Source organism: Pseudomonas sp. OV226 (assembly GCF_003148705.1).
In the GTDB taxonomy this organism is placed as follows: domain Bacteria; phylum Pseudomonadota; class Gammaproteobacteria; order Pseudomonadales; family Pseudomonadaceae; genus Aquipseudomonas.
This window is the reverse complement of the sequence record NZ_QGGS01000003.1, coordinates 133,186-151,841: the sequence shown is the minus strand read 5'-3', so window position 1 is coordinate 151,841 and position 18,656 is coordinate 133,186. Positions and strand designations below refer to the sequence as shown.

Annotated in this window: 17 protein-coding genes and 1 tRNA gene; 11 read left to right on the top strand and 7 right to left on the bottom strand. The window is 58.9% G+C overall.

From position 1 onward, the window contains the following. Positions 1–13 precede the first annotated feature (13 nt). Positions 14–1,333 carry a S41 family peptidase gene (locus C7534_RS06770; RefSeq protein WP_109785344.1) on the top strand — a complete coding sequence of 440 codons (1,320 nt, stop codon included), beginning with the start codon at positions 14–16 and terminating at the stop codon, positions 1,331–1,333. Between the two features lies 1 nt (position 1,334). Continuing rightward, positions 1,335–2,111, top strand: a complete 777-nt coding sequence (locus tag C7534_RS06765) for a divergent polysaccharide deacetylase family protein (RefSeq protein ID WP_109785343.1) — start codon at positions 1,335–1,337, stop codon at positions 2,109–2,111. A 44-nt stretch (positions 2,112–2,155) separates the two neighbouring features. On the opposite strand, the gene C7534_RS06760 is transcribed toward C7534_RS06765, so the two are convergent. From C7534_RS06760 to C7534_RS06725, 7 genes are all read right to left on the bottom strand, one after another. Then, positions 2,156–2,911, bottom strand: a complete 756-nt coding sequence (locus tag C7534_RS06760) for a substrate-binding periplasmic protein (RefSeq protein ID WP_046031240.1) — start codon at positions 2,909–2,911, stop codon at positions 2,156–2,158. A gap of 168 nt (positions 2,912–3,079) precedes the next feature. Continuing rightward, complete coding sequence (hisF, locus tag C7534_RS06755) at positions 3,080–3,850, bottom strand: imidazole glycerol phosphate synthase subunit HisF (protein WP_007897430.1); 771 nt, start codon at positions 3,848–3,850, stop codon at positions 3,080–3,082. Between the two features lie 9 nt (positions 3,851–3,859). Further along, positions 3,860–4,597 (bottom strand): 1-(5-phosphoribosyl)-5-[(5-phosphoribosylamino)methylideneamino]imidazole-4-carboxamide isomerase, encoded by a 738-nt coding sequence (gene hisA, locus C7534_RS06750; protein ID WP_017336056.1) that lies wholly within the window; start codon positions 4,595–4,597, stop codon positions 3,860–3,862. 42 nt (positions 4,598–4,639) lie between these two features. After that, positions 4,640–4,897 carry a DUF2164 domain-containing protein gene (locus C7534_RS06745; RefSeq protein ID WP_077432287.1) on the bottom strand — a complete coding sequence of 86 codons (258 nt, stop codon included), beginning with the start codon at positions 4,895–4,897 and terminating at the stop codon, positions 4,640–4,642. Then, complete coding sequence (gene hisH, locus C7534_RS06740; protein WP_046031242.1) at positions 4,898–5,536, bottom strand: imidazole glycerol phosphate synthase subunit HisH; 639 nt, start codon at positions 5,534–5,536, stop codon at positions 4,898–4,900. Then, positions 5,536–6,129 (bottom strand): imidazoleglycerol-phosphate dehydratase HisB, encoded by a 594-nt coding sequence (gene hisB / locus C7534_RS06735; RefSeq protein ID WP_003218037.1) that lies wholly within the window; start codon positions 6,127–6,129, stop codon positions 5,536–5,538. Before hisB ends, hisH begins: the two co-directional genes overlap by 1 nt. A gap of 293 nt (positions 6,130–6,422) precedes the next feature. Continuing rightward, positions 6,423–8,087, bottom strand: a complete 1,665-nt coding sequence (locus C7534_RS06725; protein WP_109785341.1) for an OFA family MFS transporter — start codon at positions 8,085–8,087, stop codon at positions 6,423–6,425. Between the two features lie 221 nt (positions 8,088–8,308). Between C7534_RS06725 and C7534_RS06720 the strand changes: the two genes are divergently transcribed. The 9 genes from C7534_RS06720 to C7534_RS06675 all read left to right on the top strand — a co-directional run bounded on the left by C7534_RS06720 (position 8,309) and on the right by C7534_RS06675 (position 18,369). Further along, a complete protein-coding gene (locus C7534_RS06720) occupies positions 8,309–8,713 on the top strand; it encodes an acetyl-CoA sensor PanZ family protein (protein ID WP_046031244.1) in 405 nt (134 codons plus the stop codon). A gap of 79 nt (positions 8,714–8,792) precedes the next feature. Then, positions 8,793–11,018 (top strand): AsmA family protein, encoded by a 2,226-nt coding sequence (locus tag C7534_RS06715; protein ID WP_109785340.1) that lies wholly within the window; start codon positions 8,793–8,795, stop codon positions 11,016–11,018. Continuing rightward, positions 11,015–12,082, top strand: a complete 1,068-nt coding sequence (mutY, locus tag C7534_RS06710; RefSeq protein ID WP_109785339.1) for an A/G-specific adenine glycosylase — start codon at positions 11,015–11,017, stop codon at positions 12,080–12,082. Before C7534_RS06715 ends, mutY begins: the two co-directional genes overlap by 4 nt. Then, the gene (locus C7534_RS06705; RefSeq protein WP_046031247.1) at positions 12,079–12,351 is read left to right on the top strand and encodes an oxidative damage protection protein; all 273 of its coding nucleotides are present in this window, start codon (positions 12,079–12,081) and stop codon (positions 12,349–12,351) included. Before mutY ends, C7534_RS06705 begins: the two co-directional genes overlap by 4 nt. A 103-nt stretch (positions 12,352–12,454) precedes the next feature. Beyond that, positions 12,455–12,530, top strand: a tRNA-Phe gene (locus tag C7534_RS06700). Between the two features lie 173 nt (positions 12,531–12,703). Next, entirely contained in the window at positions 12,704–13,927 is a 1,224-nt protein-coding gene (locus C7534_RS06695; protein ID WP_442963199.1) for a tyrosine-type recombinase/integrase, read from the top strand. A 92-nt stretch (positions 13,928–14,019) separates the two neighbouring features. Beyond that, positions 14,020–14,697: a hypothetical protein gene (locus C7534_RS06690; RefSeq protein ID WP_146206160.1), complete on the top strand. Its 678-nt coding sequence runs from the start codon at positions 14,020–14,022 to the stop codon at positions 14,695–14,697. Between the two features lie 269 nt (positions 14,698–14,966). Further along, a complete protein-coding gene (locus C7534_RS06685) occupies positions 14,967–15,221 on the top strand; it encodes a helix-turn-helix transcriptional regulator (protein ID WP_109785337.1) in 255 nt (84 codons plus the stop codon). A 547-nt stretch (positions 15,222–15,768) separates the two neighbouring features. Beyond that, the gene (locus C7534_RS06675; protein ID WP_109785335.1) at positions 15,769–18,369 is read left to right on the top strand and encodes a phage/plasmid primase, P4 family; all 2,601 of its coding nucleotides are present in this window, start codon (positions 15,769–15,771) and stop codon (positions 18,367–18,369) included. Positions 18,370–18,656: the final 287 nt, after the last annotated feature.

Genomic DNA, 18,656 nt, shown 5'->3' with positions numbered 1-18,656 from the left:
GAGTTCGTTAGACATGCTGCATTTGTCCCGCCTTACCTCGCTGGCCCTGACGATCGCCCTGGTGATCGGCGCGCCTCTGGCGTTCGCCGCTCAGCCGGCCCCGGCAGTCGCGCCTGCGGGCACTGCCGCGACGACCAAGGCGCCGTTGCCGCTGGAAGAACTGCGCACCTTTGCCGAGGTCATGGACCGGATCAAGGCTGCCTATGTCGAACCGGTGGACGACAAGACCCTGCTTGAAAACGCGATCAAAGGCATGCTCAGCAACCTCGACCCACACTCCGCCTACCTGGGCCCGGAAGACTTCGCCGAGTTGCAGGAAAGCACCAGCGGTGAATTCGGCGGTCTGGGCATCGAAGTCGGCGCCGAAGACGGTTTCATCAAGGTGGTTTCGCCGATCGATGACACCCCGGCCTCCAAGGCGGGTATTCAGGCCGGCGACTTCATCGTCAAAATCAACGGCCAGCCGACTCGCGGCCAGAGCATGACCGAAGCCGTGGACAAGATGCGCGGCAAGATCGGCCAGAAAATCACCCTGACCCTGGTGCGCGATGGCGGCCCGCCGTTCGACGTGACCCTGGCCCGCGCCATCATTCAAGTGAAGAGCGTGAAGTCGCAGTTGCTGGAATCCGGCTACGGCTACATCCGCATCACTCAGTTCCAGGTCAAGACCGGCGAAGAGGTTTCCCAGGCCCTGTCCAAGCTGCGCAAGGAAAACGGCAAGAAGCTCAAAGGCATCATCCTCGACCTGCGCAACAACCCGGGCGGTGTGCTGCAGTCCGCGGTGGAAGTGGTCGATCACTTCATCACCAAGGGCTTGATCGTCTACACGAAGGGCCGTATCGCCAACTCCGAACTGCGCTTCAATGCGACGGGCAAGGACGAAAGCGAAGCCGTGCCAATGGTCGTGCTGATCAACGGCGGCAGTGCCTCGGCCTCGGAGATTGTTGCTGGCGCCTTGCAGGACCAGAAGCGTGCCGTGGTGATGGGTACCACCAGTTTCGGCAAAGGCTCGGTGCAAACCGTGCTGCCACTGAACAACGATCGCGCACTGAAGATCACCACCGCGCTGTACTTCACGCCCAATGGCCGCTCGATCCAGGCCCAGGGCATCGTTCCAGACATCGAAGTGCGCAAGGCCAAGATCACCAACGAGCAGGACGGCGAATACTTCAAGGAAGCCGACCTGCAAGGTCACCTGGGTAATGGCAACGGCGGCGCCGACAAACCGACCAGCTCCAGCGGCAAACCCAAGGCCATGCCGCAGGATGATGATTACCAGTTGGCCCAGGCCTTGAGCCTGCTCAAAGGGTTGAGCATCACCTCCGGCCGCTGAGATGTTCCAGCGGTTTATCCTGGGGCTGTGTCTCTGCCTGGCGGGTGCTGTTCACGCAGCGCCCGTCGAAACGCCTTCTCAAAAAGCCTACCTGAGCCTGATCATCGACGACCTGGGGCAGAACCTGCCCCGGGATCGCCGCGTGCTCGCCCTGCCCGGCCCGGTGACCACGGCGATCATGCCCGACACCCCCCATGCCACCGAGTTCGCCCGCGAAGCCCATCGCGCCGGCAAAATCGTGATCCTGCACATGCCCATGGACCCGGCGACCGGTCCGTTCGCCTGGCATCCTGACCTGCCCATCGAGGAGCTGGAAAAACGCCTGAGCGCGGCGTTCAAGGTTGTGCCTTACACCGCCGGGATCAACAACCACATGGGCAGCCGGATGACTGCCCAACCGGCCGCCATGGCCTGGTTGATGGCGGACTTGCAGCAGCGCCACAAGTTCTTCGTCGACAGCCGTACCAGTGCGCAAACCGTTGCCGCCGCCCAGGCACAGAAAATTGGCTTGGCGAGCGTATCGCGGGATGTGTTTCTGGATGATGAGCGAACCGAGGCGGCGATTTTCACGCAGCTGCAAACGGCGATCAATCTGGCGCGAAAGCAGGGGGCGGCGGTGATGATCGGGCATCCGTACCCGCAGACGCTGGCGGTGCTGGAGCGGGAGTTGCCGAAGCTGAAAGCTCAGGGAATCGAGTGGATTGATATCAAGCAGATGATCAGCGTGCGCGGCAATCGGGCGACAGCGGCTCATGGCAAGGACGGCGTGTACCGTTGAAGCGGGATCGTTCCCACGCTCTGCGTGGGAACGATCAGTGCCCCCTAGAGATACCGCGCCATGATCTCGTCCACCTTGCCTTCTTTACGCAACTGATCCAGCGCAGCCTGCAGTTTGGCCACCGTTTCGTCCGGCACTTCTTTGTTCAGTGCCAGATACAGCTCGGCGCTGTTGAAGCGCAGAACGGTCTTGAGCCCGCTCACACCTTCCTGACGCGCCAGATAACGCCCGGCCGGATCACCGGTGGCCCACAGATCGATCTGGCCGCTGACCAGCTTCTTCGCGTTGTCCTGATCGCGCAGGACCACCACCGGTTTCAAGCCTTGCTTGGCCAGTGTCATGGCAATGGCATCGCCCTTGTAAGCGCCGATTTTGTACTTTCGCGCGTCATCCAGGGTTTCGAGGGTGATAGTGCTGTCAGCCTTGGCCAGCATGATCCAGTCGTCCGGACCGATCGGCCCGACCCACTTGAAGAGTCTCTCGCGGTCCGGCAACCGCGCCATCACGAATGCACCGTAACCGGGGTTTTCCAGCGCGAGTTTGTAGACCCGCTCCCAAGGGAAGCGCAGCGTCAGGCTGTAGGTAACATCGGCACGCTTGAACATCTCGCGGACGATGTCCACGGCGATGCCATCGATATTCTCGCCCTGAGCAAAGTTTTTGCCGTTCTTGGCCATGTTGTAGGGCGGGAAATTTTCTGTCAGCAACACCAGGTCGGTGCCGGGACTTTCTGCGGCACGCACTCCATTGATAAACAACAGGGAGGCGCTGGCGAGGACTAGAAGAAGGCGTTTGAGCATGTCTGGCTACCGAAATCCATGGCGTACCCAAGAGTGCCTTGAGCCCGCCATGATGTCCACTGGCCTGTATCGTTTGTTTAGGCGCTGTACGAAAACTCGTCGAGCGGCGATCAAGCAAACTCGCTTTCAATACAGCATGATCGTCGCGAAGGCAGTTTTCGTAGGAGCCTAACGCATCACGATGCCGCGATGAGCCATGTAGGCCTTGGCTTCCTGCACGGTGTATTCGCCGAAGTGGAAAATACTCGCCGCCAATACCGCGCTGGCGTGGCCTTCGAGGATGCCGTCTGCCAAGTGCTGCAAGTTGCCGACACCGCCGGATGCGATCACCGGAATGCCCAGCGCGTCGCTGATGGCGCGAGTGACGCCGAGGTCAAAACCGTTTTTCATGCCGTCCTGATCCATGCTGGTCAGCAGGATTTCGCCAGCGCCCAGGCCTTCCATCTTCTTCGCCCATTCAACGGCGTCGAGCCCGGTTGGCTTGCGGCCGCCGTGGGTGAAGATTTCCCAGCGAGGGGTTTCGCCAGGTCCCGAGACCTTCTTCGCGTCGATGGCGACGACAATGCACTGCGAACCGAAATGCTGCGCGGCTTCACCGACAAACTCCGGGTTGAACACCGCCGCGGTGTTGATCGAAACCTTGTCGGCACCGGCATTGAGCAGGTTGCGAATGTCCTGCACAGTACGCACGCCACCGCCCACGGTCAGCGGAATGAACACCTGGCTGGCCATGCGCTCGACGGTGTGCAGTGTGGTGTCGCGACCGTCGACGCTGGCGGTGATGTCGAGAAAGGTAATCTCGTCGGCACCTTGCTCGTCATAACGACGGGCGATTTCCACCGGGTCGCCGGCGTCGCGAATGTTCTCGAACTTCACACCTTTAACGACCCGGCCGTTGTCCACGTCCAGGCAAGGGATGATGCGTTTGGCCAGCGCCATGGTCAGTCCTCAGCCTTTGTACGAATCGCAGAAAGCTTGCGCTTCGGCGACATCGAGGGTGCCTTCGTAGATCGCCCGGCCGGTGATCGCGCCGATGATGCCTGGCGCCTTCGCGTCGAGCAGCGATTTGATGTCACCCAGATTGTGAATACCGCCGGACGCGATCACCGGAATGCGCGTAGCAGCAGCCAGCGCGGCGGTGAACGGTACGTTGCAGCCCTGCATCATGCCGTCTTTGGCGATGTCGGTATAAACGATCGCGGACACGCCGTCGGCTTCGAACTGTTTGGCCAGGTCGATGACCTGAACGGTGCTGATTTCTGCCCAGCCGTCGGTGGCAACAAAACCGTCTTTGGCATCGAGGCCAACGATGACCTTGCCCGGGAATGCACGGCAGGCTTCAGCGACGAAAGCCGGATCTTTCACAGCCTTGGTGCCGATGATCACGTAGCTGACGCCGGCTTTGACGTAGTGCTCGATGGTTTCCAGCGAGCGGATACCGCCGCCGATCTGGATCGGCAGGTTCGGGTAGCGCTTGGCGATAGCGGTGACCACTTCGCCGTTGACTGGCTGGCCTTCGAAGGCGCCGTTCAGGTCGACCAGATGCAGACGACGGCAACCGCCCTCCACCCACTTGGCAGCCATGCTCACCGGGTCATCGGAGAACACCGTGGAATCTTCCATGCGGCCCTGGCGCAGACGAACACAGGCACCGTCTTTGAGATCGATAGCGGGAATAATCAGCATCTGGCAAACCTTCAAATTCGAGTATTCAGCTTCGCTCGGAAATCAGTTTTTCTCGAGCGCCCACAAGTCGCTTTCGATGCTTTCGAACCTCTCTTTGAGGTGCGTCTGCACATCGAAAATCGCCCTGTTGTAATAGTGCGGAGCAATTTCACGGGTAAACAGCTCAAGGATTTCGGCCGCTTCGAACGAACCCAGGTCCAGTTCGAAGCGATCCTCCATGAAGCGCTTGATCTTGTGATTGGCCTCGCGCTCCTGTTCGGGCGTGAGGGTCAGGATCGGTGGCTTCTTCTTGACCGCCATTTACCAGCGACCATCCCACGCGGCGAAGTTCTGCAGCAATTGCAGGCCATGGGTATGGCTCTTTTCCGGGTGAAACTGCACGGCGAAACGCGAGCCTTCGGCCAGCGCCGCAGCGAAATCGACACCGTAATGACCGCCGCCCACCACCTGCCGCGCGTTGCCGGCGGCGATGTAGTAGCTGTGCACGAAGTAGAAACGCGCCATGTCCGGAATGTCGTGCCACAGCGGGTGACTGACCTTCTGCTTCACTTCGTTCCAGCCCATGTGCGGGACTTTCAGGTGTTCGCCGTCTTCATGCAGGTCTTTGCCGAAGAACTTCACCGCCCCCGGGAACAGGCCGATGCAGTCAACGCCATCGTTCTCTTCGCTGGAGTCGAGCAAGGCTTGCATGCCGACGCAAATCCCGAGGAACGGGCGGTCCTGGCTGACTTCACGCACCAGCGAATCAAAGCCAAGACGACGGATCTCCGCCATGCAATCGCGAATCGCGCCAACGCCGGGGAACACCACCCGGTCAGCTTCGCGAATCACGTCGGCATCACTGGTGATCAAGACCTTGCCGGCACCGACGTGCTCGAGGGCCTTGGCCACCGAGTGCAGGTTGCCCATGCCGTAATCGATAACCGCGACCGTCTGCATTACAGAACGCCTTTGGTCGATGGCATCTGACCGGCCATGCGGTCATCGAGCTCTACGGCCATGCGCAGTGCGCGGCCGAATGCCTTGAACACGGTTTCGATCTGGTGGTGGGTGTTGGTGCCACGCAGGTTGTCGATGTGCAGGCTGACCAGCGCGTGGTTGACGAAGCCCTGGAAGAATTCCTGGAACAGGTCAACGTCGAAGCCGCCAACGGTGGCACGGGTGTAGGGAACGTGCATCTGCAGGCCAGGGCGGCCGGAGAAGTCGATCACCACGCGCGACAGCGCTTCATCGAGCGGCACGTAGGCGTGACCGTAGCGACGGATGCCTTTCTTGTCGCCGATGGCTTTGGCGAAAGCCTGACCCAGGGTGATACCGACGTCTTCCACGGTGTGGTGGTCGTCGATATGCAGGTCGCCCTTGCTGACAATATCCAGGTCGATCAGCCCGTGACGGGCGATCTGGTCCAGCATGTGCTCAAGAAAAGGAACACCGATATCAAATCGGGCCTTTCCGGTGCCATCCAGGTTGATCGAGGCTTTGATCTGGGTTTCCAGAGTGTCGCGCTCGACTGACGCCTTACGTTCGGCCATCACCAGCTCCGCAAAATCATTGGGCGAAAAAGGCAGCCATTATAGGGGCGCGGGCACGAAACAGAAACACGAGAGGTGATATCACTGACGGATAGAAACCCGTGTGGTCGGGGATAGACATGTCCGTACAAGCGGCCTGGTGCGCAGAATTTCGGGCTTTGATCGCTCCCACGCTCTGCGTGGGAGTGCAGCCCTGGACGCTCCGCGTCCGCTCTGTATGTGACGCGGAGCGTCACGGGAGGCATTCCCACGCGGAGCGTGGGAACGATCAACCACAGGGGTACTGCGTTTACTTAGTGGAAGAGGATCGCCGTTTTCTGCAGGGTCACCCACACACCCCACGCCAACGGAACCCCCACCACCAGCCATGCAGCGACGGCCAGCGGCTTGGTGCCAGCATCGGCTTTCCATTCCAGCACAGTGCTGCTGTCAGCACCTTTGTCATGACCCAGCGCCTGTTCGGCAGCCAGTTCAGCGTCGGTCATGAAGTACTTGTCAGCCACCGGACGCACCAGCAGGTTGCACAGGAAACCCAGCACCAGCAGGCCTGCGAGGATGTACAAGGTGATGTCGTAAGCGGCAGCGCGTTCAACGCCGATGCTCAACTGATACTCACGCAGGTAGTTCACCAACACCGGCCCCAACACGCCCGCCGCCGCCCAAGCGGTCAACAGACGACCGTGGATCGCGCCGACCATTTGCGTACCAAACAGGTCCGCCAGGTAAGCCGGGACGGTCGCAAAACCGCCGCCGTACATGGACAGAATGATGCAGAACGCGGCGACGAACAGCGCGACGTTGCCCAGATGACCCAGGTTCGGGATCAACGCGTACAACGCGAAACCCAATGCGAAAAACACGAAGTAGGTGTTTTTACGGCCCAGGTAATCGGAAAACGAGGCCCAGAAGAAACGGCCGCCGATGTTGAACAAACTCAGCAAACCGGTGAAACCGGCCGCAATCGCCGCAATCGAAGCCAGTTGCCCGGCGTCCAGCTGACCAAACGGCAGGTCTACACCGATCAGTTTTCCACCGAACACTTCCTGCAGCAGTGGCGAAGCCATGCCCAGGATGCCGATACCGGCGGATACGTTCAGGCACAGCACCAGCCACACCAGACGGAACTGCGGAGTTTTCCACGCCACGTTCACGTGGACGTGACGGTGGGTGATCATCGCGTTCGCCGCTTTTTTCGCCGGGGCCGTCCAGCCTTCAGGCTTCCAGCCGGTTGGCGGAACGCGGTACGACAATGCGCCACCGATCATGAACACGAAGTAAATCGCAGCCATCACCAGGAAGCTCTGCCATACGCCGACGCTGTCTGGCGAAGCGAAATGGCCCATCAAGGCTGCGGCCAGCGGAGCACCGACCATCGCGCCACCACCAAACCCCATGATCGCCATGCCGGTCGCCATGCCGCGCTTGTCCGGGAACCATTTGATCAGCGTCGAAACCGGCGAGATATAGCCCAACCCCAGGCCGATACCGCCAATGACCCCGGAACCGACCCACATCAGCCAGATCTGGTGGGTATAAATCCCCAGCGCCGAAATCAGCAGACCGCCACACCAGCACAGTGCCGATACCACGCCAGCCTTGCGCGGCCCGGCGTGTTCCAGCCAGCCACCCCAGATCGCTGCCGAGCAGCCAAGGAAGATGAAGAACAGGGTGTAGATCCAGCCGAGCATCGAAATCGGCCAGTCGCACTGCGACGAAAACACTTGCGAGATGAAGCTCATGTCCGGCGCGCAGGCCATGGGCTTGGTGACGCCCAAGGCTTTGGACAGTGGCAACCAGAACACCGAAAAACCGTAGGCCATGCCGATGCAAAGGTGGATGGCCAAGGCGGCCGGTGGTACCAGCCAACGGTTGAAACCGGGCTTGGCGATGATGCGTTCCTTGGACAGGAACGCAGGCTGGCCGGTGTTAAGGCCGTCCGCCGTGATGCTCGTGGTCATTGTGTATCCCCCAATTATTAGTAGGGTTCGCCAGCCACTCCTCGCCCCCGGCCTTCATGCGCACGCATGACCGTTTTGTTGGGTGAAGTGCCTTTTTGTGCGACATCTGGTCGCAGCGGGACGGACGAACGGGCAAAGGTTACCATTTGCACGTGACATAAAAACCAAACTGATATCACCTTTTGTAAGTCATCTGTTCTCGTACCTCTTAAGGAGACACCATGCCGATCATTGTCGAACCGCTGAACGAGGCCACGTACCAGGATCAGCAAGACCTGCAGAAAATTTACCGCGACGCTCCGCTTTGGCTGTTCGCCCCGTTTTCAGGGGAAGCGCAGTTGATCGAAGGCTGCCTGCGGGACGGCTCGCTGATCGCAGGACGCTTCAATGATCGACTGCTCGGCGCCGCGCGTTTACAGCGGAATCAGGACGTTTGGCACTTGTCTCAATTGTGTGTACGAAAAATTACCCGTCGGCGTGGCGTCGCCGAGCGCCTGGTGAACCAAGCGCAAAAAATGGCCTCTGAGTCGGGCGCAACCCTGCGTCTGCTGGCCCCCGCCGGGCATCTTGAAGCCCAGGCGCTGGCGGCCAAGCTGAAACTGCCGCTGGATGTGTTGCCCGATTGATCGCCTGACCGGTCGTCCGCTTCGGAGCGCTATACTCCCCGGCTAAATTTCGAATTCGACTAACTACAAGGACTCGCCCATGAAAGCGTTCGGCAAAATCCTGGGTCTGGTGCTTCTCGGGCTGTTGCTGATCATTGTGGCGCTGGGCTTTGCCCTGACCCACCTCTTCGATCCCAACGACTACAAAGACGAGATTCGCCAGATTGCCCGCGACAAGGCCCACATCGAGCTGACGCTCAATGGCGACATCGGCTGGAGCCTGTTCCCGTGGCTTGGCCTGGAGTTGCATGACGCCAGTGTCGCGACCCTGGTCAAGCCAACCGAGCCGTTCGCCGACTTGCAGATGCTGGGTCTGTCGGTACGCGTGCTGCCGCTGCTGCGCCGAGAAGTGCAGATGAGCGATGTCCGTGTCGAAGGGCTGAACCTGCGCCTGACCCGCGACAAGGATGGCCACGGGAACTGGCAGGACGTGGGCAAGGTCCCCGCGCCAGCCACTGCAAGCACGACGCCGACCACCACCGGCGAGCCTTCGCCAGCGGCCACGGCCCCAGTGGAAAAACCGGCCCAGCCCATGCGCCTGGACATCGACAGCCTGACCGTCAATAACGCCCGCGTTGAGTACAGCGACGAGCAGACGGGCAAGCAGTTCAGCGCCGAGAGCATTCAGCTCAGCACCGGCCCGGTCCACGACTCGACCAATATTCCGGTCAAGCTCACGGCATTCCTGGGCACCAACCAACCGGTTCTGCGCGTACGCACCGAGCTCAATGGCGAACTGCGTTTCGAGCGCGCCTTGCAACGCTACAAATTTGAAGACATGAAAATGTCCGGCGAACTCGCGGGTGATCCGCTGCAGGGCAAGACCATGACGTTCTCTGCACAGGGGCAATTGCTGCTCGATAAAGCGGCGAACGTCGCTGAATGGACCGGTATCAAGATCTCTGCCAATCAACTGCGCGCACTGGGTGAACTCAAGGTCAACGACCTCGACAAGACCCCGCAAATCAGCGGCGGCATTTCGATTGCCCAGTTCGACCTGGCGAAATTCGTCGACAGCATTGGCCAGCAACTTCCGGCCATGGCTGAAGGCAGCCTGAGCAAAGTCGAACTGGTCAGCCGCGTGGCCGGCACGCCGAGCAGCGTGGCGTTCGACAATATCAATCTGAAAGTCGATGACAGCAGTTTCAGCGGCCGTATCGCTGTTGAGGATTTCGCCAAGCAATCGCTACGCGCAATCCTGAAGGCTGACACGTTCAACATCGACCGCTATCTGCCAGCAAAATCCGCCGAAGCCAACAGCGCGACCCAGGTGCGTCAGGCTGAAGTCGCCAGCACCGAGGCCGACGCCATGGCGGGTGCGGGCAGCACGCCGCTGCCGGAGAAACCGACCAAAGACGCGTGGAGTTCCGAACGCCTTTTGCCGGTCGAGCGCTTGAGCAAACTCGACGTGGACGCCGACCTGACCTTCGGCCAATTGACCCTCGACAAGCTTCCGATCCAGAACGCGGCACTCAAGGCCACGGGCCAGGGCGGCCTGCTGACCCTGCAGAACCTGCGCGGCGATCTGTATGGCGGCAACTTCGAAGCCAAAGGCACTCTCGACGTGCGCCAGCAGGTCCCGGCGCTGAGCCTGCAGACGAACATCAACAAAGTACCGGCGGAAAAGATCCTCGAAAGCCAAGGGAAAAATCCGCCGGTCAAAGGCCTGGTGACGCTCAACAGTGCGCTGACCGGTAGCGGCAACAGCCAGAAGGCGCTGATCGACAGCCTCAACGGCAACGCCAGCTTCGTCATCAACAACGGCGTGCTGCTCAATGCCAATCTCGAACAACAGCTGTGCAAGGGCATCGCCACCCTGAACCGCAAAACCCTCAGCGGCGAGCCACGGGGCAAGGACACGCCCTTCCAGGAGCTCAAGGGCAACCTGACGTTCCGTAACGGCGTCGCCAGCAATCCGGACCTGAAAGTGCGTATCCCGGGCATGACCGTGAATGGCGACGGCGACGTTGATCTGCGCGTGCTGGGCATGGATTACCGCGTGGGCATCATCGTCGAAGGCGATACAAGCGCCATGCCGGACCCGGCTTGCCAGGTCGGCGACAAATTTGTCGGTGTCGAGTGGCCGCTGCGCTGCCGTGGGCCGCTGGAACTCGGTGCCAAGGCTTGCCGTCTCGATAACGAACGCATGGGCCAGGTCGCGAGCAAAATGGCCGGCGACAAGATCAGCGAAAAAATCGACGAGAAGCTGGGCGACAAGGTCAGCCCTGAATTGAAAAACGCATTGAAGGGGCTGTTCAAGCGATGAGATCCGAGCAGTTTTCATCGGCGGTGCTGGATTGGTACGACCGCCACGGCCGCCACGATTTGCCTTGGCAGCAGGGCATTACGCCGTATCGCGTGTGGGTCTCGGAAATCATGTTGCAGCAAACCCAGGTCAGCACCGTGTTGAATTACTTCGACCGCTTCATGGCTTCGTTGCCGACGGTCGAAGCCCTGGCCGCCGCGCCGGAAGACGAAGTGCTGCACCTGTGGACTGGCCTGGGTTACTACACCCGCGCCCGCAATCTGCAGAAGACCGCAAAAATTGTCGTGGCTGAATATGGCGGCGAGTTTCCTCGTGATGTCGAAAAGCTGGTTGACCTGCCAGGCATTGGCCTGTCGACGGCGGGTGCCATCGCCAGCCTGAGCATGGGCCTGCGGGCGCCGATCCTCGATGGCAACGTCAAACGCGTCCTGGCGCGCTTTACCGCGCAAGAGGGTTACCCGGGGGAGCCGAAGGTCGCCAAACAGCTCTGGGCCAACGCTGAGCGCTTTACGCCGCATGATCGTGTCAACGCCTACACCCAGGCCATGATGGACCTGGGTGCCACGCTGTGTACGCGCAGCAAGCCAAGTTGCCTGCTGTGCCCGCTGGAAAAGGGCTGCGAGGCGCACATGCTTGGGCTGGAAACCCGCTACCCCATTCCAAAACCGCGTAAAAGCGTGCCACAGAAGCGCACGCTGATGCCGATGCTCGCCAACGGTGACGGCGCGATTCTGCTCTACCGTCGCCCTTCCACGGGCTTGTGGGGCGGTCTCTGGAGTTTGCCGGAGCTCGACGACCTCGACGACCTGCAACATCTGGCTTCGCAACACTCACTGGAGCTGGGCAGCCCAAAGGCGCTGCCGAGCCTGGTACACACCTTCAGTCACTTCCAATTGTCCATCGAACCCTGGCTGGTCCGGGTCCAGGAAGCCGGCCATCACGTGGCCGAGGCCGACTGGCTCTGGTATAACCTCGCCACCCCGCCGCGCCTGGGCCTTGCCGCCCCGGTCAAAACCTTGCTCGAACGCGCGGCCGCCGTATTGAACGCAGGAGAATCGTCATGACCCGCACCATCATGTGCCGCAAGTACAAAGAAGAATTGCCTGGCCTGGAGCGCGCTCCGTTCCCGGGCACCAAGGGCCAGGACATTTTTGATCACGTCTCTGCCAAGGCCTGGGCCGACTGGCAAAAGCATCAGACGCTGCTGATCAACGAAAAACGCCTGAACATGATGAACGCCGAAGATCGCAAATATCTTCAGGGCGAGATGGACAAGTACTTCTCCGGCGAGGAATACGCCAAGGCCGAAGGCTACGTGCCGCCGGCAGAATAACCCCGCCAAATCGGGGGTCGGATCGTAAGCGACGGTAATAATTAAATTTTTTTTGAAAACTTTCTTGACGACCCCCTGAAAAACCAGTTTAATGCGCCCCGTTGCCCAGATAGCTCAGTCGGTAGAGCAGGGGATTGAAAATCCCCGTGTCGGCGGTTCGATTCCGTCTCTGGGCACCACTAATTAATTTCAGGTGGTGTCTAAACCACCCGAAAGCCCCAAGAAACCCGCCTAGTGCGGGTTTTTTGTTGTCTATGCTTTCCCAAATGACCCCTAGCTGCCCCAACAGTTGGGGGCATATCTGGGGGCATCCCCGGTTCGGTCAATTTTATGCCCCTACGGAGATCCCCCAATGCCTCGCAAAGTCATACAGCTCACCGATTCAGCCATCAAGGCAGCCAAGCCCCACGAGAAGCCCTACAAGCTCTCTGACGGTGGAGGCTTGTATCTGGAGATCATGCCGACAGGTTCAAAGCTGTGGCGTCTCAAATACCGCCACTTCGGCAAGGAAAACCGACTGGCACTTGGGTCATACCCTGGAGTGACGCTGGTACAGGCACGAAAAAAGCAGTCTGACGCTCAACAGTTGATAGCCGAAGGCAAAGATCCCAGCGCCGAAAGACAGGCGGCCAAGCAAGCACAGAAGGTCAAACAGCTGACCTTTGAGGCGCTGGCGCGGGAGTGGTACGACTACAATGCCCCTCGCTGGGCCGAGACGACCCGCTACAAGGCCAATCTGTACCTGGAGAACGACATCCTCTCCGGCATTGGTTCGCGCCCCGTAAAGGAAATCACCCGTCCCGAACTAGTGGCACTGGTACGCGGCGTGGAGGGACGGGGCACCCTCAATGCAGCCGGTAAGATTCGCCAGTGGTTGCATCAGATATTTCGCTATGGGCTGGCCAAGGGAGTAGTAGACGCCAACCCGGCCACTGACCTGGATGTGTTGGCAGCATCAGCGAAGCCTCCTCGCCATCACCCACACGTCACATTTGCCGAATTACCTGACCTGCTGGCAAAGGTGGAGGCCGCAAATGTTTACGCTCCTACCCGCTGTGCCATTCGCCTGCTGATGCTGACCGCCGTGCGCCCCGGAGAACTGCGCACCGCCGCTTGGTCCGAATTCGATCTTGACGCTGCCACGTGGAAGATCCCCAAAGAGCGGATGAAAGCCCGTCGCCCGCACGTGGTGCCGCTGCCCCGTCAGGCGGTCGCGATCCTGCGCCAGCTTCACGTCATCACCGGCAGCTATGCCCTGTTGTTCCCAGGCCAGCAAAACCCCGACCGGCCGATGAGTGAAAACACGATCAACAAAGCGTTGCGCCTAATGGGTTATGAGGACCGACAGACCGGCCACGGGTTTCGCCATTTATTGTCCACTGAGCTGAACGGGCGCAACTATAACCGCGACTGGATCGAACGCCAGCTTGCCCATGGCGATTCGGACGGCATCCGCGACACCTACAACCATGCCGTTTATCTGGATCAGCGCCGAGACATGATGCAGGCGTGGGCTGATTCCATCGACGCACTTTGTGCAGGCGCCAACGTAGCATGCTTCAAGCGTAAGGCCTGAAGTCCCGCGCACCCACAAAAGTCCCCCAAACCACCCCTGCCATCACGACAGGAAACAGGTGTACTCTAAATCTTTTGTTGGGGGGTACGCCTGTGATCGAACAGATGTCTGCTGGGGAGATGGAGTCTTGGCGATCAGCCGAGGCTCTGTCACTTGCGGAAGCCGCCGCCTTAATTCACGGTATTTCGCCCAGCTTGATCAAGACCAGCGTTCAAGAATTGGGACAGGTTTATGTGGCGACCGCTGATGGCGATCCCCGCAGTAACGAGTTCAGCGCCGCACTTCGCAGCCTAATGGCAGCTATAAAGCTCGGCACGCTGAAGGCCGAAGTCCTTAAAGTGGCGAGACACCTTTACGCGCTGTCGCCTAATGAGGACCTGTATGAGTTCGGGGAGAAGATCGACCCCACCGAGACAATGGTCTGCGCTGACGATCTTCGTGCATGGCTGGACAAGCAAGGCATGCGCCCCGCGCTTTTCTTCACCCGCCCCCAAACATATCAACAGCCAGGTTATCTTGATCCAACCCACACCGAATACGCCCCGAAGATTAAGGCGCTGGTTAACGCTTGGGAGGCCGTTACCACCAATCCCGAATTACTTAGAGGCAAAACCCCAAAGCAGGCGCTTGCCAATTGGCTGACCGAACATGCCAGTGAATTTGGGTTGATCAATGGCGACGGCGCTCCCAGCAAATCAGTTATCGAGGCGCTTGCCAAGGCGGCGAACTGGAAACCGGAAGGAGGTGTAGGTAAAACGCCGGGGCATTGAGAACCTCCCCCCTTCCAAAACCCGCACAGGCGTGGGCTTTCAGCAGTTATCCCGAGCGAGCTTACCCCGAACCTACAACCCCACCTACCCTAGGTTCGCTCGGACTTGAGGCGAACCTACACCCCTACCCTCCCTAGCTTCGCTCGGATTTGAGGCAAACCTACACCCCTACCCTCCCTAGGTTTTCGTTAACCTAAACCCTATTCAAACGCCATCGCCACGCCTAGCGTAAATCGTGTAATCACTTTACAACCGTGGAGACACACGACATGGCACGTACAACTAAACAAATTCAAACCCCAACCGAAACTCCCACCGTCGCCGCCGAGCCCCGAAAGTTCATAAAGCTGGATACCGTCAAAGCGCTAACCACGCTTTCCGCTACTGAAATTTATCGACGCATTGGGCTTGGAACGTTTCCCGCCCAAATAAAATTTGGGCCCAAGTCGTCCGCCTGGCTCGAACACGAGGTCTTCGAATGGCAGGAGGCGCGCATTCGTGAGAGCCGCGCCGAAGTGGTCTGACGCCAGACGCCAGACGCCAGGGCAGTCGCTACCAAATTTCCGACAACCGCCTTACGCATTAACAACTGATTAAAACGACTCGAACAACCTGCACAAAAAAACGGGGCGCTTTCGGTTTGCCTGAAGAAAGCGCCTCCGTAGAGGGAATGAACATGAACTTGCGATTTGAATATATCAAGTCCGGCGATGACCGGAAACCTCATTACAGTTCTGAATGCAATACTGCCCTAGAGCAGATAAAGCGCGGAGACCCACAAACAGCCCACATGTATCGGGCACTTGAACTTCTTTATCAGTCACTTATTGGCGCTCGCACTATAGTGATCAGACGTCCCTTTTTTCGCATTGCCTGCCTCGACTTCGTGGAGGCTTACGGCGAGTTAACCCAAGCACCCAAAGACAAACGTAATTCTTATAACTGGATACGCGCTCACAATCTCGCAGCGCAGGTGGCGTACTTAGTTAGAGGCGGGATCTCCACCATCCTCGTTGTCGAGTCCGAGCCAAAGCCGCTACCGAGAAGCTGGAAAATTGGGGGGGGGCGGCCATGAATAGCGTGGACTTGGCCAAGCTCAAGAACAGTGTCTCGCTGGTGGATCTGATCAGGGAAGACGTGGCGCTAGTCAGTGCAGGCAAAGAATACAAGGGACTATGCCTACACGGCGAACAGACACCCAGCCTACGCATATACGTTGACAAGATCGACGGTGCCGAGCGTTGGTATTGCCACGGATGCAATAAGGGTGGCGATCACTTCGACTGGCGGCGCGAGTTTCACGGCGAGAGCCTGCAAGAAGCGGCGAAGGCATTGCATAGCCGAGCCGGTGCCCATTCAACGACACCGTCCAGTGTGCAGGCCAAAGCCAAGGAAAAAAAGCACAAGTGGACAGCGGTGATGCCGCCACCGGATGCACCGCCGCCGAAGACGATCTGGAGGGGCCGCGGCAATGGTCACCTGCCCGTGATCAGTGCATACGCCTACCGGCTGGCTAACGGCGCGCTGATCAGTTACGCGTGCCGTATCGAGGTCGACGGGCACAAGGACGTTATCCCTCATCGCTGGAGCAAGGAGGAAAACAAATGGCGGCAAAAGTCCCTAGACACTCCCCGCCCCCTGTATCAACTGCATCTGCTGGAAGGCACCGACCGGGTGTTGGTGGTCGAAGGTGAGAAGGCCTGTGATGCGGCCCGCAAGCTGGTGCCGGACCTGCTGTGTGTGACATGGGCCGGGGGCTGCGGTGCCGTCAAGCAGACCGACTGGACCCCACTTGCAGGCAAGGAGGTATGGTTATGGCCTGATTGTGACTCGCAGCGCTACAAGGTGACCGACCCGCGCGCAGGAGAGTATCTGCCGTACTTCGAGCAACCAGGCGCCAAGGCTATGGCCAAAATCGCCGAGATTCTGCGAGGGCTGGGCTGCACCGTGCATCTGGTGAAGGTGCCAGACCCCGGCAGTGACTGGTGTGACGGCTTCGACCTGGCCGACGCGCTGGCGAATGGCTGGAGCAAGCAGGACGTCATCACATACATGGATCAGAACAGCGCCGCCCCAAATGACCATATCGCTGAAGCGCGAGCAGCGCTTGCGCTGGAGGATGGTCCGCCGTCATGGATGGATGACCTGCCACCCGAGGATGACAGTCAGATCCATGCCCGACTGGTAGAGTGTACGGACGACTACATGCCGCCAGCGCTGGGCGATATCGCGCCACCCAGGCAGCGCAAGTCGCGCAAGAAAGCCCCACCACCGACCGACCATCCACCCTTTAACGCCAACGATGCGAAACCACACGAACCGGTGTTTATCTCGGCGGGCGACATGAACCAGAAGTATCTGGCCGAGTGGTTCGAATGGAAATTTTCTGAGGTTCTGCGCTACTGCAATACCAACAAGGCATGGTTCGAATACCGTGAAGGCCATTGGCACAAAGATCAAAAAGGACACGTCCTGCGTCAGTCGAAATTAGTCTGCGACACCTACGCCCTCAATCGTCCGCCGTTTATGAACCGCAAAACCTATTGCGACGTGGAACAGATCGCCCGCACCTTGGGAAATTTTTCCGTCACCGCCGAGATATGGGACAGCAACCCGCTTCTACTGGGCACGCCCGACTCCACCGTGAATATGAACACTGGTGAGATCTACTCCCCACGGCGCGATGACTACATCACAAAAGTTACCGCCATCAGTCCTGGCCCTGTAGGTTCAGCCCCAAAGCTGTTTTTGAAATTCCTGCGGGAGGTCACCAACAACGACCCCGAACTGATTCGTTACTTACAACAGTTCTGCGGCTACTGCTTGACCGGGATGACCGACAAGCACAAATTTTTTTTCATTTACGGCCCTGGCGGCAATGGCAAGTCAGTGTTCCTCAACATCCTGCAATGGATTCTCGGGGACTACGCGACCGTAGCGGCACCGGGAACGTTCATCGCCACCCAATACCAAAAGCACACTACTGATCTAGCCATGTTGATGGGTTCTCGTCTAGCGACGACGAGCGAGACGGGTGAAAGCCAGAAGTGGGACGAAGATAGGGTAAAACGGGCAACCGGCGGTGAACTGATGACCGCCCGATTCCTGTACGGTCAAAACTTCACCTACTTCCCGCAATTCAAACTGGCGTTCATCAGCAATAACAAACCGAATCTCACCAATGTCGACGCGGCGATACGCCGTCGGATCTACATCATCCCTTTTTTGTACACGCCCGCCACGCCTGATGAAGGCCTAGAAAGGAAACTGCGCGATGAGGGCCCCGAAATTTTGCGCTGGATGCTTGATGGATGGTTTGACCTAAAGGCCAACGGATTCGTGATCCCGAAAGTGGTGGCCGACGCAACAGCGGAATATTTTGACGAGCAGGATGTTATTGCAGAATGGGCGGGCGAGTATTCCGAGCTTGGGCCGATCTCTGGGGCAACCCCTTTTATGGACACCAAAAAGAAACTGTACGCCAGCTATGTGAGGCATTGCGCGGAGGTGGGAGAGCGACCCAAAAAACAAACAGCCTTCACGCAAGCACTGATTCGATTGGGTTGCGAGAACGCTTGGGTGGATGGCGTTAGAGGCCTCAAAGGGATACGTCTCAAAAGCCCCGACATGACACCCGACCGACGCGAGCAGCCGGAGAACGGATCCGATTAGGCCAATAAGGACGACCCAACATGCTCGTGCATTTGACTTAGAGCCCGGCCTTCGTGTCGGGCTCTTTTTGAGTCGCCTGTGAGAGCCACACTTTTTGCGTTTATCGCACTTTCACCACGCTTTATTTAAAAACTGTGGTGGGCTGGAAGTCACGTGCTTACTGGCCTGCAGGCTTCCCACCACACCAACCACACTTTTTCCATATAAAACAACTTAATATATGTAAACTACATATATATACTGCAGGTGGACATTATAAATGTATATATAGGGTAACAATACTCAAA

Bases quoted from the DNA above. Each gene is read 5' to 3' on its own strand.
- C7534_RS06770 (WP_109785344.1), top strand. From the start codon at position 14: ATGCTGCATTTGTCCCGCCTTACCTCGCTGGCCCTGACGATCGCCCTG.
- C7534_RS06765 (WP_109785343.1), top strand. From the start codon at position 1,335: ATGTTCCAGCGGTTTATCCTGGGGCTGTGTCTCTGCCTGGCGGGTGCT.
- C7534_RS06760 (WP_046031240.1), bottom strand. From the start codon at position 2,911: ATGCTCAAACGCCTTCTTCTAGTCCTCGCCAGCGCCTCCCTGTTGTTT.
- hisF (WP_007897430.1), bottom strand. From the start codon at position 3,850: ATGGCGCTGGCCAAACGCATCATCCCTTGCCTGGACGTGGACAACGGC.
- hisA (WP_017336056.1), bottom strand. From the start codon at position 4,597: ATGCTGATTATTCCCGCTATCGATCTCAAAGACGGTGCCTGTGTTCGT.
- C7534_RS06745 (WP_077432287.1), bottom strand. From the start codon at position 4,897: ATGGCGGTCAAGAAGAAGCCACCGATCCTGACCCTCACGCCCGAACAG.
- hisH (WP_046031242.1), bottom strand. From the start codon at position 5,536: ATGCAGACGGTCGCGGTTATCGATTACGGCATGGGCAACCTGCACTCG.
- hisB (WP_003218037.1), bottom strand. From the start codon at position 6,129: ATGGCCGAACGTAAGGCGTCAGTCGAGCGCGACACTCTGGAAACCCAG.
- C7534_RS06725 (WP_109785341.1), bottom strand. From the start codon at position 8,087: ATGACCACGAGCATCACGGCGGACGGCCTTAACACCGGCCAGCCTGCG.
- C7534_RS06720 (WP_046031244.1), top strand. From the start codon at position 8,309: ATGCCGATCATTGTCGAACCGCTGAACGAGGCCACGTACCAGGATCAG.
- C7534_RS06715 (WP_109785340.1), top strand. From the start codon at position 8,793: ATGAAAGCGTTCGGCAAAATCCTGGGTCTGGTGCTTCTCGGGCTGTTG.
- mutY (WP_109785339.1), top strand. From the start codon at position 11,015: ATGAGATCCGAGCAGTTTTCATCGGCGGTGCTGGATTGGTACGACCGC.
- C7534_RS06705 (WP_046031247.1), top strand. From the start codon at position 12,079: ATGACCCGCACCATCATGTGCCGCAAGTACAAAGAAGAATTGCCTGGC.
- C7534_RS06695 (WP_442963199.1), top strand. From the start codon at position 12,704: ATGCCTCGCAAAGTCATACAGCTCACCGATTCAGCCATCAAGGCAGCC.
- C7534_RS06685 (WP_109785337.1), top strand. From the start codon at position 14,967: ATGGCACGTACAACTAAACAAATTCAAACCCCAACCGAAACTCCCACC.
- C7534_RS06675 (WP_109785335.1), top strand. From the start codon at position 15,769: ATGAATAGCGTGGACTTGGCCAAGCTCAAGAACAGTGTCTCGCTGGTG.